This window comes from Evansella sp. AB-rgal1, from assembly GCF_041820985.1.
Taxonomy (GTDB): Bacteria; Bacillota; Bacilli; order Bacillales; family Salisediminibacteriaceae; genus Evansella.
The window spans coordinates 35,582-54,040 of record NZ_JBGUAU010000017.1 but is presented as its reverse complement, the minus strand read 5'-3'; the positions used below and the strand labels follow the sequence as shown (position 1 = coordinate 54,040).

14 protein-coding genes and 1 riboswitch are annotated in these 18,459 nt (G+C 36.7%); of the genes, 13 read left to right on the top strand and 1 reads right to left on the bottom strand.

Going from position 1 to position 18,459, the window contains the following annotated elements; all coding sequences use genetic code 11:
- The first annotated feature begins 13 nt into the window (after positions 1-13).
- From ACERII_RS15305 to ACERII_RS15250, 12 genes are all read left to right on the top strand, one after another.
- A complete protein-coding gene (locus tag ACERII_RS15305) occupies positions 14-2,377 on the top strand; it encodes an endonuclease MutS2 (RefSeq protein WP_373643471.1) in 2,364 nt (787 codons plus the stop codon).
- Positions 2,378-2,392: 15 nt separating this feature from the next.
- Positions 2,393-2,800: a DUF350 domain-containing protein gene (locus ACERII_RS15300; protein WP_373643469.1), complete on the top strand. Its 408-nt coding sequence runs from the start codon at positions 2,393-2,395 to the stop codon at positions 2,798-2,800.
- A 464-nt stretch (positions 2,801-3,264) separates the two neighbouring features.
- Positions 3,265-5,058, top strand: a complete 1,794-nt coding sequence (locus ACERII_RS15295; protein ID WP_373643467.1) for an ABC transporter ATP-binding protein — start codon at positions 3,265-3,267, stop codon at positions 5,056-5,058.
- A gap of 295 nt (positions 5,059-5,353) precedes the next feature.
- Positions 5,354-7,048 carry a long-chain-fatty-acid--CoA ligase gene (locus tag ACERII_RS15290; protein ID WP_373643464.1) on the top strand — a complete coding sequence of 565 codons (1,695 nt, stop codon included), beginning with the start codon at positions 5,354-5,356 and terminating at the stop codon, positions 7,046-7,048.
- Positions 7,049-7,429: 381 nt separating this feature from the next.
- Positions 7,430-8,014 carry a fatty acid metabolism transcriptional regulator FadR gene (locus ACERII_RS15285; RefSeq protein WP_373643461.1) on the top strand — a complete coding sequence of 195 codons (585 nt, stop codon included), beginning with the start codon at positions 7,430-7,432 and terminating at the stop codon, positions 8,012-8,014.
- A 227-nt stretch (positions 8,015-8,241) separates the two neighbouring features.
- Positions 8,242-8,469: a hypothetical protein gene (locus tag ACERII_RS15280; protein ID WP_373643459.1), complete on the top strand. Its 228-nt coding sequence runs from the start codon at positions 8,242-8,244 to the stop codon at positions 8,467-8,469.
- 69 nt (positions 8,470-8,538) lie between these two features.
- Positions 8,539-9,309 (top strand): enoyl-CoA hydratase, encoded by a 771-nt coding sequence (locus tag ACERII_RS15275; RefSeq protein ID WP_373643458.1) that lies wholly within the window; start codon positions 8,539-8,541, stop codon positions 9,307-9,309.
- Between the two features lie 41 nt (positions 9,310-9,350).
- The gene (locus ACERII_RS15270) at positions 9,351-10,121 is read left to right on the top strand and encodes an electron transfer flavoprotein subunit beta/FixA family protein (protein ID WP_373643456.1); all 771 of its coding nucleotides are present in this window, start codon (positions 9,351-9,353) and stop codon (positions 10,119-10,121) included.
- 18 nt (positions 10,122-10,139) lie between these two features.
- The gene (locus ACERII_RS15265; RefSeq protein WP_373643455.1) at positions 10,140-11,111 is read left to right on the top strand and encodes an electron transfer flavoprotein subunit alpha/FixB family protein; all 972 of its coding nucleotides are present in this window, start codon (positions 10,140-10,142) and stop codon (positions 11,109-11,111) included.
- A gap of 484 nt (positions 11,112-11,595) precedes the next feature.
- The gene (trxA, locus tag ACERII_RS15260; RefSeq protein ID WP_373643453.1) at positions 11,596-11,910 is read left to right on the top strand and encodes a thioredoxin; all 315 of its coding nucleotides are present in this window, start codon (positions 11,596-11,598) and stop codon (positions 11,908-11,910) included.
- Between the two features lie 202 nt (positions 11,911-12,112).
- Complete coding sequence (gene uvrC / locus ACERII_RS15255) at positions 12,113-13,888, top strand: excinuclease ABC subunit UvrC (RefSeq protein WP_373643452.1); 1,776 nt, start codon at positions 12,113-12,115, stop codon at positions 13,886-13,888.
- A 107-nt stretch (positions 13,889-13,995) separates the two neighbouring features.
- Positions 13,996-14,185, top strand: a riboswitch (Lysine riboswitch).
- Positions 14,186-14,506: 321 nt separating this feature from the next.
- A complete protein-coding gene (locus ACERII_RS15250) occupies positions 14,507-15,763 on the top strand; it encodes an aspartate kinase (RefSeq protein ID WP_373643451.1) in 1,257 nt (418 codons plus the stop codon).
- Between the two features lie 462 nt (positions 15,764-16,225).
- Here the strand turns inward: ACERII_RS15250 and ACERII_RS15245 are convergent, their stop codons facing one another.
- Positions 16,226-16,660, bottom strand: coding sequence for a DUF2507 domain-containing protein (locus ACERII_RS15245; protein WP_373643449.1), 435 nt, complete (start codon positions 16,658-16,660; stop codon positions 16,226-16,228).
- 165 nt (positions 16,661-16,825) lie between these two features.
- Here ACERII_RS15245 and ACERII_RS15240 point away from each other — a divergent pair, with 165 nt between their 5' ends.
- Positions 16,826-18,175 (top strand): TrkH family potassium uptake protein, encoded by a 1,350-nt coding sequence (locus ACERII_RS15240; RefSeq protein ID WP_373643448.1) that lies wholly within the window; start codon positions 16,826-16,828, stop codon positions 18,173-18,175.
- The last annotated feature ends 284 nt before the right edge of the window (positions 18,176-18,459 follow it).

Genomic DNA, 18,459 nt, shown 5'->3' with positions numbered 1-18,459 from the left:
GGAGGTGACCCTTGTGTTAGAAAGGGTTTGTCGCATTTTAGAATATGACAAAATGAAAGTACAACTTATTAATCATGCAAGTAGCTCTTTAGGGAAACAAAAAGTGGAACAATTAACTCCATCATTTGATTTTGAAGAAATACAGCACGGACAAAACAGTACGTATGAAGGAACTAAGGTACTTCGATTACGTGGACAAGCTCCGTTAGGTGGAATACGCGATATTCGAGCATCTGTGAAGCGGGCAAAAATAGGCGGGATGCTCAATGAATTAGAACTTCTAGATATCGCTTCTACAATTTATGGAAGTCGTCGATTCAAAAGCTTCATTGAATCTCTTATGGAAGATGAAGTGGAGTTAGCAATTTTACCAGAGCTAGTAAATGACATTGTTCCACTCACAGACTTAGAAAGAGAAATAAAGCAATCCATCGACGAAAATGGAGAAGTATTAGATTCCGCAAGTCCTACACTTCGGAGTATTCGTCAAACTATTCGCTCTCATGAATCTAGTGTTCGTTCCAAGCTAGAGAGTATTACTCGATCTTCTAGTGGGAGAAAAATGTTGTCGGATGCCATTATTACGATTCGAAATGAACGATATGTTATTCCTGTAAAACAAGAGTATCGAGGACATTTCGGTGGAATGGTTCACGATCAATCCGCATCTGGTGCTACATTATTTATTGAACCGAATGCAGTGGTTCAAATTAATAATCAACTTCGAGAAGCGAGAATGAAAGAAAAACAAGAAATTAACCGAATTTTACAAGCGCTAACTTCTGTTGTGGCAGAAAGCTCTGAAGAGTTATTAACGGTTGTTTCAATTATGACGGAAGTAGACTTTATTTTTGCCAAGGCTCATTACAGTAATGAAATTAATGGAACTCAACCCAAGTTAAATGAAGATGGCTACATTCAGATGACCAAAGCAAGACATCCATTAATTCCAAAGGAAGAAATTGTACCGATTGATGTTGAAATCGGAAAGGATTATTCCTCTTTAGTAATAACAGGGCCAAATACTGGGGGAAAAACGGTAACATTAAAAACAGTTGGATTACTTACGTTAATGGTACAATCTGGCTTACAAATACCTTGTGAAGAAGGGTCCGATGCAGCTGTATTCCAACAAATCTTCGCAGATATAGGGGATGAACAGTCTATTGAGCAAAGCTTAAGTACATTTTCTTCCCACATGACAAACATTGTCGATATCCTAGAACGTGTGGACTTTCAATCCCTTGTGCTATTTGATGAATTGGGAGCGGGTACAGATCCTACAGAAGGTGCTGCATTAGCTATATCCATCCTAGATTTCGTTTACAAGGTAGGCGCAAAAGTTATTGCAACAACGCATTATAGTGAATTAAAAGGATATGCATATAATCGAGATGGAGTCATGAACGCAAGTGTGGAATTCAATGTAGAAACACTTCGTCCAACGTATCGATTACTTATTGGAGTACCAGGAAGAAGTAATGCTTTTGCCATAAGTAAACGATTAGGGTTGCGTGATGATATTATTGAAGAGGCTAAAAGTCACATAACCGCTGACACGAACAAAGTGGAAAATATGATTGCTTCCTTAGAAGATAGTCGTAAAAAAGCAGAGCAAGAAATGGAACAGTCGGAACTACTCCGAAAAGAAGCGGAACGAATACATCGAGATCTGGAGAGAGAATTTGGAAAGCTTGAGCAAGAAAAACAGAAAATTTTACAAGTTGCTGAAGAAAAAGCAGAACAATCATTAAAGAAAGCAAAAGACGAAGCAGAAGAAATCATTTCACATTTACGAGACATACAGAAGAATAATCCGAATATAAAGGATCATGAATTAATTGAAGCAAAGAAACGTTTAGAGGAAGCGAAACCCAACCTCGTTAATAAAAATAGTAAAGATAAACAAAAGAAAGTTATTTCAAAAAATCAAAAGCTTCTCCCTGGAGATGAAGTGAAAGTTATTAGTTTTGATCAAAAGGGTCATATCGTGGAGCAAGTAAATGAAAAGGAATTTTTCGTTCAACTAGGTATGATGAAAATGAAGGTAAAAAAGGATGACCTTCTTTATATTGATCGTCCAAAACAAGTGGAGAAAAATCCATTAGCGACTGTGAGAGGGAAAGAGTCACACGTTAGTACAGAGTTAGATTTACGTGGTGAGCGTTTTGAAGATGCCATGCTCCAAGTAGAAAGGTATTTAGATGATGCTGTTTTAGCTGGATATCACCAAGTATCCATTATTCATGGTAAAGGAACAGGGGCTTTACGCAAAGGTGTTCAAGAGCTTCTTAAAAAACATCGAAATGTAAATGAGACGAGAATGGGGAGTGCCGGAGAAGGTGGCTCTGGGATTACAGTCGTTACCTTGAAATAGAGAGGACGAAATTTTATGGGGAGTTTTTTTCAACATGAGTATATGTATACTGCGGGTATGTATAGCGTGGTAGTCATTGCATTAATTGTTTACTTGGCTATATTTGAATTAGTTACTAAATACAAAACATGGACAGAAATAAAAAATGGAAATGTGGCAGTAGCATTGGCAACAGGAGGGAAAATATTTGGTATAGCGAATATATTTCATTATTCCATCTTACATAACGATTCTGTCATTGCTATGCTTGGCTGGGGAACTTTTGGATTTACATTGTTGGTATTTGTGTATTTTATCTTTGAATTTTTAACACCTGGTTTTAAAGTAGATGAACAGTTACAACAAGACAATCGAGCTGTTGGTCTAATCTCTTTTATTCTTTCTGTATCTTTATCTTTCATTATTGGAGTAACTATTCTTTAGTTCCTTGAAATGTATGGGATAATCTACTACATTATGTTTGGCAAAAAAATGATAGAATAAAAAGATAAGAATGCGATAAAAAAGTATAGGTGATGATATGGAAACGTTATGGAAAGTTTTGATTGTAATATGTGCAGGATTTATTATTGCTGGATTCATTTTTTGGTTTTATGCTGCGTAAAAATTAAGTATTTCCTTGGAATTAAAAATTAGTAAGCCAGGTTTTAATAAAAGCCTGGTCTTTTTTATATGTCTGAAAATATGCGTTATCAAGTGGAGTTAAACTATCAAATATTACTAACTTTGTTGGTTTTTATTCCATTCGTGTCAGCCCACTCCCGATCTTAGCTACTTTCTATTGTGGTATGTATAAAATAGGATTATCATAAAGTAATATGATTAGTGTGTGATTAGTAACGTTTTAAGTAGTTAATTTCAAGAATTTGAGCATAGGAGATGGCACAATGAAAGAAAAAGGAGTATCCCTTGATTTTGAAAAAAGGTTTGAAGAGAATGCAAATATGAAAGGTCGCTCTTTTCGGGTACTACACATGTTGTATAAAGGGCAATTTGTTAAGCTATTTATCTCTGTTATCTTTTATCTATTTAAGCATTCACCTGTCTGGGTACTTCCTATTGTCACAGCAAACTTAATAAACTTCGTTGCAGATCCAGGAGAAAAGGATCTATCTATACTTTGGATCAATGGAATATTAATCACTGTTGTAATCATTCAAAATATACCAACTCATGTTCTACATATCAGTTTTATGAGCAAGGCTATTCGCCATGTAGAGGCAGGTCTAAGGAGTACACTTATTAGAAAGCTTCAACATTTATCCATCTCTTATCATAGTGAACTACGCTCTGGGAAACTTCAAGCGAAGGTATTACGTGATGTGGAAATGATTGAAATTATGTCGAAGCAAATGATTGTGGGTGTGCTCCCAGCGGTCTTAAATGTTCTCGTGGCTATTATCATAACTTTGAATAGAAGTTTTACTGTAGCTAGCTTTTTTATTTTATCAATTCCTATTTCTATTGTTATTGTTTATTTCTTCCGTGGAATCATCCGTAGAAGAAATCGAGAATTCCGCAAAGAAATTGAAGAAATGTCTGGTCAAGTTGCAGAAACCGTGGAGATGATCCCTGTTACACGGGCGCATGGACTACAGCAGGTGGAGATTAATAAAATAGATTCAATGCTTCATAATGTGAGAGGAAAGGGTTATATGCTTGACCGAGTAGAGGCGTTTTTTGGTTCCTCTAATTGGGTATCCTTTCAGCTCTTTCAGGTAATGTGTTTATTTTTTACCATCTACTTAGCTTATAATGGTCAAATTCCTGTTGGAGATGTAGTGATGTATCAGGCGTACTTTGCGCAAATTCTTATGTCGATTACTGCTCTTATTAATGTATATCCACAATTAGCGAAAGGGTTCGAATCTATCCATTCTGTTTCAGAAATACTTTTTGCAAATGAAAACGAAGAATATGTAGGGAAGAGAAAAGTAACTAACTTAGCTGGACAATTTACTTTTGAAAAAGTGTATTTTCAATACCGTGATACAGATAAGCATGTGTTAAGTGATTTGAATCTTCATGTGAAATCTGGAGAATGTATTGCATTTGTTGGAGAATCAGGTGCAGGAAAGTCCACGATATTAAATCTAACAACTGGTTTTTATCAGCCTACTAGTGGGAGAATTGTCATTGATAACATACCTATGGATGAAATGGACATAATGAATTATCGACAACAAATCGCTGTTGTACCTCAAAACACGATTTTGTTTTCAGGGTCGATTAAAGAAAATATTACTTATGGTCTTGCAAAAGTTTCAGAGGAAGAAGTGCAGCAAGCTGTTATAATGGCAAATTTACAAAGCGTTATAGACGATCTTCCAGATGGAATAGATACGAAAATCGGAGAACATGGTGGGCGTTTATCTGGTGGGCAACGACAGCGAATTGCTATTGCTAGAGCATTTATCCGTAATCCACATGTGATTATTCTTGATGAAGCAACTTCCGCTCTAGATAACAATTCTGAATATCTTATTCAACAATCTATGAAACAATTAATTAAAGGTCGTACAACATTTATTGTAGCTCATCGACTTTCTACTATTCGAGATGCTGATCGTATCGTGGTCATGAAGAACGGACGTTGCATTGAAATGGGAACTTTTCAAGAATTGATGGAAAAAGAAGGGGAATTCTATCGACTAAATGAAATGCAGCAAGTGGGAATTTGACCGCCTTTAATAATCCATTATCGCAATGTGACATCAAATGATTTCAAAATAACCTAATCAAGCAGAAACTTCTCTTGTTTAGGTTATTTTTTGATTTTTTTATCTATATAAATAATATATGTCAAGATCAAACGTAAAAAATTCAAAAAATTGAAACAAAACAGTTCCAATTTGTATGCGTTTTCATTAAAATAGAAACAGAGGGATTAATGCCTTTCGATGAAAATTAGTAGTTGTACTTTTTTTCATTGGAAAAAAGTAAAAGGATCGGTCATATCAAAGGGAGGAGATGGGTATGGATACTTTGACAGAAAAACCATGGTATCAGTTTTATCCGAAAGAAATTCCTAAGTCGGTGGATTACGAAGTTGCTTCATTGCAAAGTTACTTACAGAGTGCAGCGGAAAAATATCCTCAAAAAGTAGCATTGCATTTTATGGGGAAGGAACTTACTTACTCTGAGGTATATGAGTCCGCGTTAAAGTTGGCAAATCAATTACGAAGTCTCGGTGTAGAGCAAGGGGATCGAGTTGCAATTATGTTAGCTAATACCCCACAAGCGGTTATCTCTTATTACGGAGCTCTATTTGCTGGTGCAATCGTGGTTCAAACGAATCCGTTGTACGTGGAACGAGAAATTGAACACCAAATGATTGATTCTGGTGCTAAAGTTATGATTTGCTTGGATCTTGTTTATCCAAGAGTTGCAAAAGTGAAGGAAAAAACCCACTTGGAGCACATTATTGTAACAGGAATTAAGGATTATTTACCTTTCCCAAAAAACTTGATCTATCCTTTTATTCAGAAGAAGAATACTGGAATTAAAGTAGAACTGCAATATAACGGAAGATTGCACTCCTTTGTTGATGTAATCGAAAAAGGTGTTGCGGAAGAAATTGAACTTACAATAAATCCAAAAGAAGATTTAGCTCTATTGCAATATACTGGTGGAACAACAGGGCCTGCAAAAGGAGTAATGTTAACCCACTACAATCTTGTTGTAAATACACAGCAATGTCAGGTATGGATGTATGACATGAAAGAAGGGGAAGAAGTTATTCTCGCTGCGTTACCTTTTTTCCATGTGTATGGAATGACTACGGTAATGAACCTCTCCATTCGATTGGGCTTTAAAATGATAATTATGCCTAAGTTTGAACCAAAGGATATATTAAAGGCGATAGAAAAACATAAAGCAACTTTATATCCAGGGGCACCAACCATGTATATTGGGTTGTTAAACCATCCTGATATAAAGAAGCATGACCTTTCTTCTATTAAGGCTTGTATTAGTGGATCGGCCCCATTACCTCTTGAGGTACAAACAAAATTTGAAGAAGCAACGAAAGGAAGACTCGTAGAGGGGTATGGTTTGACAGAAACAGCCCCCGTAGCTGTTGCAAATCTAATTTGGGAACATCGAAAGACAGGAAGTATTGGATTACCTTGGCCTGATACGGATGTTGCAATTTTATCTGCGGAAACGGGAGATTTTGCAGGGCCAAATGAAATTGGAGAAATAGTGATACAGGGTCCACAAGTAATGAAAGGTTATTGGAATAAACCGGAGGATACTCAAGCAACTTTTAAAGGTGATTGGTTCCTTTCCGGAGACATGGGCTATATGGATGAAGATGGATTCTTTTATATTGTTGATAGAAAGAAAGATATGATTATTGCAGGGGGATTTAATATATATCCGAGAGAAATTGAGGAAGTTCTTTACGAGCATGAAGATATACAAGAAGCTTGTGTGATCGGTGTTCCAGATCCATACCGTGGGGAGACGGTGAAAGCATTTATTGTTCTTAAGGATGGTCGTAGTTTATCTGAAGGCGATATTGAGGAGTTTTGTCGAACACATTTGGCTGCGTATAAAATTCCAAGACTATATGAGTTCCGTGATGAGTTACCTAAGACGATGGTTGGTAAAGTACTTCGTCGTGTTCTTGTGGAGGAAGAGAAAAAGAAAAATTCGGAAGCAGGATAATGAAGTTTTATAGGGAATAAGTAAGAGGTTAAATCAAAGGAAAAAACCTTTGGATTTAACCTCTTTTATCCATTATAAACAAGTTCACTTATTTATAGTAAACGGACATTAAAACGATGACAAGTAAAATAAAGAGAACTAATGTTAAGATGAAGATCATGGTGTACGTTATAGGTGAACTATAACTTTTTCACCACCTTTCTTCAAGATTACTATAGTTTATGTACTGTAAAATCATTTGTACAGTTTATTAGCGGAATTTTCCTAGTATATTAGGAAAATAATTCATTCTGTATTTGACAATAATAAAAAGATAAACTAAAATGAATTTATGAATGAGTAATCATTCATTTTTAGTGAAGTTGAGGAAGTGAGATAATTATGGGAAAAAAACGAGGACAAAAATACGATCAGATTATTGATGCTGCCGTGAGAGTGATTGCAAAGAATGGATATCACAACTCACAGGTTTCAAGAATAGCAAAAGAAGCTGGAGTAGCGGATGGAACCATTTATTTATACTTTAAAAATAAGGAAGATATTTTAATCTCCTTGTTTGAAGAAAAAATGGGAGTTTTCGTAGAAAAAATTAGAGATCATATAGCACATGAAGAATCAATAGAAAAGAAGCTATTGCAGTTAATTGAGATGCATTTAATGCATTTAGAGTCTGATTATGATTTAGCTTTAGTTACACAGTTAGAACTTAGGCAATCGAACTTAGAATTACGAATACGAATTAATGATGTGCTAAAAGGATACTTAGGACTAATTGATTCCATCTTAAAAGAAGGGATTGAAAAAGGTTTCTTTCCTGAAACACTAAATATTCGCTTAGCTAGACAGGTTATTTTTGGGGCAATAGATGAAGTGGTAACGAACTGGGTGATGAAAGACCACCGCTATGAACTAGTACCACTAGCAAAACCGTTAAACAAAATGTTGCTAAATGGGTTAAGACATTAACCCATTTCCCTCCAGTGGGAACTAGACAGGGGCGAGACCCCGCAGAGCTGGAGCCAGGATGGCGAAATTGCGCCGTTGCCCACAGGACGTGGGCTGCTCTTAGGCCAATTGGAGGACGGCTCTCCAGCTCCCCACAGGACAGCGAGTGGGCAGCAGCGAATGGAATACAAACAACAAAGTTAGTTTTCATATTAGTCTGATAACGCGTATTTTCAGGGTAGACCTCGATGCAAGTAAAAATTTGCACCATGGCGGATGGAAAAACTTTATTAGATATATTAGTAACAATAACTGTATATGCAATGAGCGCAAATCCACGAACTCCAGTGGGAAGCAGAGTAGGGGCGAGACACCGTAGCGACGTAGTCGTGAAGGTGGCTCGGCAACTCCCCACAGGAAAGGAGTGGACTGGAGCGAATGGAATAATTTATAACAAAGTTAGCAATACTAGATAAGTTAACCACTAATTGAGAACACGTATTTTCAGGGTAGAAATCCAATATAGAAGAAAGGGGGAAAACATTATGGATAGAAAATATGTTACATGTAGCATGGAGAAGGCAATCGCCATAGTCTCGTTAAATCATCAGCCAGCTAATTCATTAACACAAGAAATGATTAAAGAAATAGGCACCTTATTTGATGAACTAGCCCTAGATGATAACGTAAAAGTAGTAGTTTTGCTAGGAGAAGGTAGATTCTTTGCTGCTGGTGCAGACATAAAGGAGTTTACAAAAGTAACAGAGAGTAAGGTTTTCCAAAACATGTCTCGAACAGGACAGTTGGTGTTTAATAAAATTGAAGCGTTTACAAAGCCTGTTATCTCCGTCATTCATGGAGCAGCGTTAGGCGGTGGACTAGAATTAGCAATGGCAACACATATAAGATTTGTAGCAGAAAACGCAAAGCTTGGGTTACCTGAATTGCAATTAGGGTTAATCCCTGGATTTGGTGGAACCTATCGATTGCAAAAACTAGTTGGATCGAGGGCATTAGAATTGATACTCACATCAAATCCAATATCTGGAGTAGAAGCAGTTGAATTAGGTTTAGCAAATCGGGCATTTCCTGAGGATGTTTTACTAGAAGAGTCAATGAAGGTTGCTAATATTCTCGCAAAGAAAGGCAAAGAATCCGTAGCTAGAACATTAGACTTGTTTTTACAATCAAGAGAGGGTTCTTTAGAGGATATATTGGAAAAAGAAGCAGTAACATTTGGGGAAATGGCAGTAACAGAAAACGCCAAAGAAGGTATTTCTGCATTTATGGAAAAAAGAAAACCGAATTTCAAATAATAATAGTTTCATAATTTAACTGAATTTGGGAGGGAAAATGCATGAATATTTATGTGCTTTTAAAACGAACATTTGATACCGAGGAAAAAATCCAGATTGAAAGTGGAGAAATTGTGGAAGATGGTGCTGAGTTCATTATTAACCCTTATGATGAATATGCCATCGAAGAAGCAATCCAGTTACGAGAGGAACATGGAGGAGAGGTAACGCTGGTAACAGTTGGTGATGAAGAGTCAGAGAAGCAATTACGAACTGGATTGGCAATGGGGGCAGATAAAGCGGTTCTGATAGAGGATGAAGATGTAGAAGATGGGGATGCATACTCAACCCAAGCAATGTTAGCTGCTTTTTTTAAAGACCAAGAAGTGGATGTCATATTAACTGGAAACGTTGCTGTAGATGGAGGTTCCGGGCAAGTTGGACCAAGACTAGCTGAAGCCCTCGGTATTAACCATGTTACATCGATTGTAAAGTTAGAGATAGATGGTGGAGTTGCGACTGTTGAACGTGATGTGGAAGGGGATCAAGAAATTATTGAAGTAAAGTTACCGTTATTAGTAACAGCGCAACAAGGGTTAAATGAACCAAGGTATCCTTCCTTACCAGGAATTATGAAAGCAAAAAAGAAACCTTTGGACACATTGGATTTAGATGATCTTGACCTTGAAGAAGAGGATGTTGAAGGAAAAACAAAAACGGTAGACCGTTATTTACCTCCTGCGAAAGAGGCTGGGAAGATACTTGAAGGTGAACTAGATGATCAAGTGAAGGAGTTAGTATCTTTATTGAAATCGGAAGCAAAAGTCATATAACTGGAGGGGATGATCCATATGGGGAAAAAAATACTTGTTGTTGCAGAAGTACGAGACGGTGAATTTAGGAATGTGAGTTTTGAAGCAGTTGCTGCAGCAAAACAAATTTCATCTGATGGTGAAGTTGTTGGTCTGTTGTTAGGAGAAAAAGTGAATCAATTAGGAGAGGCATTTATTGCTTTTGGTGCAGATAGAGTTATTGCAGTAGAAAATGATAAGTTAGCTCAATATACTCCGGATGGTTATACTCAAGTACTCCAACAAGTTGTGGAGTCAGAAGATCCGGATGGTATTATATTGGGGCACACCTCCATTGGGAAAGATGTTGCTCCAAAACTAGCAGCTCGAATTGGCTCAGGGCTTGTATCTGATGTGGTTTCAGTAGAGGTTGCTGGTGAAGAGGTATTATTCACTCGTCCAATTTATTCAGGAAAAGCTTTCGAGAAAGTTGTTGTTAAGGATGGTTTGATTTTTGCAACTATTCGACCGAACAACATTCCTGCCTTGGAAAAAGATGAAAGTCGAAGTGGCGAAGTGGAGAGTGTTGAAGTAGATGTGAAAGATTTACAAACGATGATTAAAGAAGTTGTGAAAAATACAGCTTCAGGTGTGGACCTTTCTGAAGCATCTGTCATTGTGTCTGGCGGTCGTGGCTTAAAAGGTGCGGAAAACTTTAAAATCCTAGATGAGCTTGCAGAAGTCCTTGGTGGTGCTGTAGGTGCATCCAGGGGAGCGTGTGATGCGGAGTATTGTGATTACGCTCTGCAAATTGGTCAAACAGGAAAGGTTGTTACTCCAGACTTATATATTGCAGTAGGTATTAGTGGTGCTATCCAGCACGTTGCTGGAATGTCCAATTCTAAAGTCATTGTTGCAATTAATAAAGACCCAGAAGCAGAGATATTCCAAATTGCTGATTACGGAATAGTAGGAGACTTATTTGATGTAGTACCTAAATTAACAGAGGAGTTTAAGAAGGTGTTGGTTTAAACTTTTATAAGGGGCACTCTTGGCATGAAGGTTTAGCTTTCATGCTAAGAGTGTTTTTCTATAAAAGATGAGGGAGTATAAAATTATGGACTTTGAAAGGTATCTAGCTCCAGGCGCCATGGCTCGTGTCAAATAACCTGGCCGATTAAAAGTAAAAAGCGCTTTTTATCGTCCAGAACATTTGCATTTAGCCGATAGCGGGCGCCTTGCGCTTTTCTTAAAGTGCACTTTCGAAAACAGCCAGCGGTTCATTTCGTTTGAGATTAAACTACAGTTCGTTTTGGAAAATAAAGCTCTGTTAATTTCCATTTCATCCATCTCTCAAGCATTTTTTTTGCTTTGAAAGGGTATGTTAGTTACTATAGGAATGTGAACGTTAGGAAAAATTGGGTATCTATAAGCAGTTCACTAACTGAATGTTATAAACTGGTGTTATAATCCTGATATAGGAAAAGTTGTTTTTTAATTAAGAGGAGGAATAATAATGGCAATTGTAAACGTAACTGATCAAACTTTCGCAACAGAAACAAGTCAAGGTGTAGTATTAGTTGACTTCTGGGCACCTTGGTGTGGACCTTGTAAAATGATCGCACCTGTTCTAGAAGAACTTGATGGCGAAATGGGAGACAAAGTAAAGATTGCTAAATTAGATGTAGACGACAACCAAGAAACAGCTGGTAAATTTGGAGTTATGAGTATTCCAACATTACTTGTTTTAAAAGACGGTGAAGTTGTTGATCAAGTTGTTGGTTTCCAACCAAAAGAGCAGCTTGCTACACTATTAAATAAGCACGTGTAATAATTGGTATCATTGGCAAAAAGGGTTGAACTTAATAGGTTCAGCCCTTTTTTTATTGTATAATGAAATAATGGGTATTTCTGTCCTATTACCCCAAAAATACTACTATTGTTTTATTATAAATATTTCTAATTTTTCACGTAAGGCACTGGTAACATCGTATCCATTTGAACCAACGCCATACTAAAAGGAGTTCATTACTATGTCTGAGTTAAAAGAAAAACTAGCACTAGTTCCTGCTCAGCCAGGCTGCTATTTAATGAAAAATAAACATGGAACGATTATTTATGTAGGGAAGGCGAAGTTGCTTAGAAATCGTGTTCGTTCCTATTTTACTGGCTCCCATGATAAAAAAACGCAGCGTCTCGTTAGTGAAATACGAGATTTTGAATATATTGTTACCTCTTCCAATATTGAAGCTCTTCTTCTAGAGCAAAATCTAATAAAAAAGCATGAACCTAGGTATAATGTTCTATTAAAAGATGATAAAAGCTATCCGTTTTTAAAAATAACAAAAGAGGAACATCCTAGACTAATTACCACTCGAAAAGTGAAAAAGGATGGGGGAAAATACTTTGGTCCGTACCCCAATGTCCTTGCCGCTAATGAAACAAAAAAACTATTAGATCGTCTTTATCCATTACGAAAATGTCGTACATTACCTGATCGAGTTTGTCTTTATTATCATATAGGACAATGTTTAGCTCCTTGCGAATTTGATGTACCTCAGGAAAAAAATAATGAGCTTGTAAATGAAATAACTCGTTTTTTAAACGGAGGACATAAAGAAATAAAAGAGGAGCTCACGAAAAAAATGTTCCTCGCCTCAGAAGAACTAAAATTCGAAAGAGCGAAAGAATTACGAGATCAAGTGCAGCATATAGAAGCAGTTATGGAGAAACAGAAAATGACCTTAACGGACGAAATGGATCGGGATGTATTTGGTTATTCATATGATAAAGGCTGGATGTGTGTCCAGGTATTTTTCATAAGACAAGGGAAGTTAATTGAAAGAGATGTATCTCTCTTTCCAATATATCAAGAACCAGAAGATGATTTTTACACATATATTGGGCAGTTTTACCTAGATGAGCAGCATCGTAAACCGAAGGAGATCTTTGTTCCTGATGGAATTGATGAACAGATTGTAACTAAGTTTATTAATGTAAAAACATTGAAGCCGAAAAAGGGGAAAAAGAAGGAACTTGTAGAATTAGCATGTAAAAATGCCCAAATAGCACTAAAAGAGAAATTTGACTTAATCGAAAGAGATGAACAAAAAACAATTGTAGCAATTGATAGACTAGGACAAGCGTTAAATATCGATACACCACATCGAATTGAAGCATTCGATAACTCCAATATTCAAGGGATAGATCCTGTTTCAGCAATGATTTCTTTTCTTGATGGAAAACCAGATAAAAAGAGCTATCGGAAATACAAGGTGAAAACCGTAGTTGGTCCAGATGATTATGAATCTATGAGAGAAGTTGTTAGAAGACGTTATACACGTCTCTTAAAGGAAGATCTTCCATTACCAGACTTAATTGTTATAGATGGAGGAAAAGGGCAAATATCAGCAGCTCAGAGTGTATTAGAAGATGAGTTAGGGTTGACAATTCCTGTATGTGGATTAGTCAAAGATGACAAGCACCGTACATCCCAGTTAATGATTGGTGACCCACCTGAAATTGTTCCATTAAAAAGAACAAGTCAGGAATTTTATTTGCTTCAACGAATTCAAGATGAAGTTCACCGTTTTGCTATCACATTTCACCGTAATATACGGAAAAAGTCAATGTTCTCAACGGTTTTAGACGATATTGAGGGCATTGGAGAAAAACGAAAAAAGAAACTTTTAAAACACTTCGGCTCGATTAAGCGATTAAAGGACTCTAATTTGGAGGAAATAGTAGCAGTTGGTATCCCTATGTCCTCTGCTAAAGTTCTATTGGAGAAAATAAAAGAAGATAGCTAATAATGGAAATTGTCAAAGTAATTGGTATTTGTTACACTCATATACGAGTTTTGCTTTGTCACATTAAATAACATTGAAAGCAGTAATACCATACTTCGGCTCTTAGGGGTGAAGGTAGAGGAGCGGAAACCTATTAGTATACTACGGGAGAAGGTTGAGCTTTATAGATCGTAGTAAAAAGGAGGTTCCGCCGAAGAAGGATACGGACTCAGACTGTATTTTTCTGGCTATTGTATTGAAGAAATACATGGCTGTCATACAGAGTTACTATTTTCTGTATGGAGGACTATCTCACGGAGCGGCATCAATGATGTGTTTATATTGAAGTCGTTTTCGGCAGTGGGATTACTCCTACTGTCGATTTCTTTTGTTAATGTCGAACCAACTACATTTAAGTCGTTTTCTTATGTGATAGGAGAGAATTTCAGGAAGAATATAATTCTATGAAAAAAAGATGACGACAATTTTTCAAAAATTCCTAATATCCATCATATTTAGGTCTGGTTCGTTAATTAACTCTACTCTTTTATCTCCAGTAAAGGATTTCTTGTTCTAAAAAGTAGAGCTTGGAGTAGAAATCAACTGTATGGGTTTGAATAAAAAGAGGAGGCGTTCATGTTGGCAACGATTGTTCAGAAGTTCGGAGGGACTTCTGTGGGCGACGTATCAAAAATTAAAAAAGCTGCTCAAAAAGTGAAAAAAGAAATGGAAGCTGGTAATAAAGTAGTAACAGTATTATCGGCAATGGGGAAATCAACAGACACATTAGTACAATTAGCAGAAGATATTACAGATAATCCTGATAAGCGTGAAATGGATATGCTTCTAAGTACGGGAGAACAAGTTACCATTTCCCTCATGGTAATGGCATTAAAAGAAATTGGGATTGATGCTGTGTCACTAACAGGGTGGCAGGCTGGTATAAAAACAGAACCAGTTCACCAAAATGCACGAATAACAAGAATTGACACGGAAAGAGTAGAATCATACTTAGACGAAGGGAAAGCAGTCATCGTTGCTGGATTCCAAGGAATGTCTGAGGACGGAGAAATTACGACACTAGGTCGTGGTGGATCGGATACAACAGCAGTGGCCCTTGCCGCGGCTTTAAATGCAAAATCTTGTTCTATATATACAGATGTAACTGGTGTATATACTTGTGACCCACGAGTTGCGAAAAAAGCTCGTCAGCTAGATAGTATTTCCTACGATGAAATGTTGGAATTGGCAAATTTAGGTGCTGGTGTTCTACACCCGAGATCTGTTGAATTTGCGAAAAACTATCAAGTACCTTTAATTGTCCGCTCAAGCATGGTAGATAAAGAAGGAACGGTTGTTGAGGAGGAAGCATCTATGGAACAAAACTTAGCGGTACGAGGTCTTGCATTCGAAGCTGCCGTAACGAAAATAACAATTGAGAGATTGCCAAATAATTTTGATACGTTGTCAAACGTATTTTCTGCATTAGCAGATGATGGCATTGATGTAGACATCATTACACAGCAAGTAACGGGAGAAAATGAAATGAATGTATCATTTTCTATTCATAGTGATCATTTACGTGAATCATTAGATATTCTAAAGCAACATTCAGATCGTATTGGCTATAAGGATATTCGCTATGAGGAAGGTCTTGCGAAGGTATCTATCGTTGGATCAGGAATGGTATCTAATCCAGGTGTTGCTGCTAATATGTTTAATGTTTTATCTCAAGAAGAGGTATTCATTAAAATGGTTAGTACGTCCGAGATTAAAGTATCTGCAGTTATTCCAGAAGATGCAATGGTTCGCTCAGTCGAAGCACTGCATACAGCATTTCAATTAGATGAACGTGTACCTGTGGAAGAGAAGAAAAAAGAAAAAGTACCATCGTAATTACACCATATGCATGAACCTAGCTTGGGGGAATCCTGGGCTAGGTTTTTTTAGAGTGAAAAACGCGATCTAATGGTTATCAAACTTATTATGTGAGGCTGAGTCAATAGTGTTTTCATCGCTGAGAAATCCGAACGAATGATACTTACGTATACTATTCGCTACGGAAATATACTTTGCTTTCCTCTGCTCACCTTTGCCTTTTGATCTCGCCGGATTCTTTGTATATTTCCTCCTCTAAGGTTACACATCGTTCGTCCTCTCAGCTCTACATTTTCGTTTGACTCAGCCTCATTCCAATCACTTCAGTCCACTCCCACCCAAGAGCACCAGTGTGAGATCCGTTCATATTTCTGGGTGTCTTCTATAAAAAATAGCCTCACCAGTCATTTGACCGATGAAGGCGATGTACTTCTTAAATTAATTGAAACTTTACTAAAACAGCCTCGTAAATATAGAGAACTATTCAGTAAAAGCCCTGTCTTTCGTATCCCAGCGTACAATAATTTTACATGTACATGGTTTTTTCTTTTTTAGCTCATACGTTGCCTCTGTTATAAATTCAACTTGTCTTTCCGTCCAGTTTGCGATAAATCCACACTCTAACGAGAAGGGTCTTTCGTGTTCCATTAACGGTGCAACAAGTTCATAATGTCTTTCATTTTTCTTTTCTTTTTCAAGGGTAAGAGTACCCCAATTTGCTTTTTCAAAAAAAGTAGGTAAATCTTCTACTTGTAATTTTCTAGATAAAGATTTGCCTGCCCAGTATAATAGGCTTTCTTCTTCTTCTCCTAATAATTCAGGTAACAATACATGCCGAAGAATATGATTGCTATACGCTGATACGTCTAAATTCAGAGAATCAATTCTTTGAAGCCATTGATCATTTTTGCTCATCTATAATCATCCTTCATGTAATCATCGTTTTTATCCTTTATCATCTTACCACAGTATGATGAGATTATGACGAAAATCGTAAACAGATTTTTAGACAATAATAGTATAAATATCGAACTCGTGATATACTAAAGCCCGTATGTGTGTTAGTCGGAGGTTAGAATAATGAATCTTGGATTAAGTAAATTTTTAAGCCCTTTTCGTGTCATTGTTATTTCCTATGTTATAACAATGTTTGTATTCAGTGTATTACTTTATTTACCCATATCTTCACAGCCAGGGGTTGTAGTTACCTACTCAGAAGCTTTATTTACATCTGTAAGTGCAGTAAGTGTGACGGGATTAACCGTTGTTAATGTTTCTGAAACATACAGCGGGGTGGGCATTCTTTTTTTAGCCTTGGCCATTCAGTTAGGCGGTATAGGTATCATGACTCTCGGTACCTTCGTTTGGATGGCATTTGGTCGGAAAATCGGAATGGCACAACGAATGCTCATAATGGTTGACCAAAATCAAATTGCATTTTCTGGACTTGTTCGTTTATTACGGGGAATACTTGTAGTTGCATTAGGTATTGAACTTATAGGTGCACTTATATTAGGTACATATTTTTTAAATTACTTTGATACAGCTCTTGAGGCATATTATCAAGGTGCTTTTGGAGCGTTGTCCGCATTTACAAATGCAGGTTTTGACGTGACTGGTCAATCATTAATCCCATTTGTAGATGATTATTTTGTTCAGATGGTAAATATTTTACTTATTTTTGCTGGAGCAATTGGTTTCCCAGTTCTAATGGAGTTAAAAGAATATTTCACATCGAAAGACCGTAGTTTTCGCTTCAGTCTATTTACAAAAATAGCTACAACGACTTATTTTATTGTCTTTGCTATTGGGGTAGTAGGTCTCTGGATATTAGAAAAAAATGCGTTCTACGATGGTTTAAGTTGGCATCAACAGTTATTTTTCTCACTATTCAATTCAGCAACCGCCCGAAGCGGTGGATTAGCAACCATGGATGTATCTCAGTTGACATTAGCTAGTTTGTTGTTCATTTCAGCATTAATGATTATTGGAGCAAGTCCATCAAGTGTGGGTGGTGGGATCCGAACTACCACACTTGCAGTGATGTTTTTGACAATACGAAGCTTTGCATTGGGTCGTAGTGATGTAAAAGCGTTTGGTAGAGAAATACATCAGGAGGATCGTCAAAAGGCTTTTATCGTGCTATCTGTATTTGTTGTAGGGTTATTCTTAGCCATTATTCTCGTGAGTGCCTTTGAACATAGTAGTGAATTAGAACTAATGGCGATCATTTTTGAAGTAAGTTCTGCATTCGGAACATGCGGGTTGTCGATGGGAATAACACCAACGTTAACGTTACCTAGTCAAATTACATTAATGGTATTAATGTTTATCGGGCGTGTAGGATTAGTGGCGTTTTTATTCTCCATTCGAGGAAAAGAAAAGAAGACACATTACAAGTTTCCTACTGAACGAATTATTATTGGTTAAAAATGTCATATATTATTCATAATTGAACTACTGTCGTGAAGGGAAAATATATGGTATAATTTACCACTTAAAGAAATATTTCACTATAAGGAATTTCTCATTTAAATACCAATTTGAACCTGTTATAAATTAAATTTTTTATAGCAGGTTTTTACTATTCTGTTGTGATCTAAACCATATATATGTTAGAAAAACACTAGATTTTTTTCGTAATAAATATTGGATTTAATCAGAAAATTAGAAAGATTGTGCCGTAATTAACACTTTTCTGTTAAAATAAATAC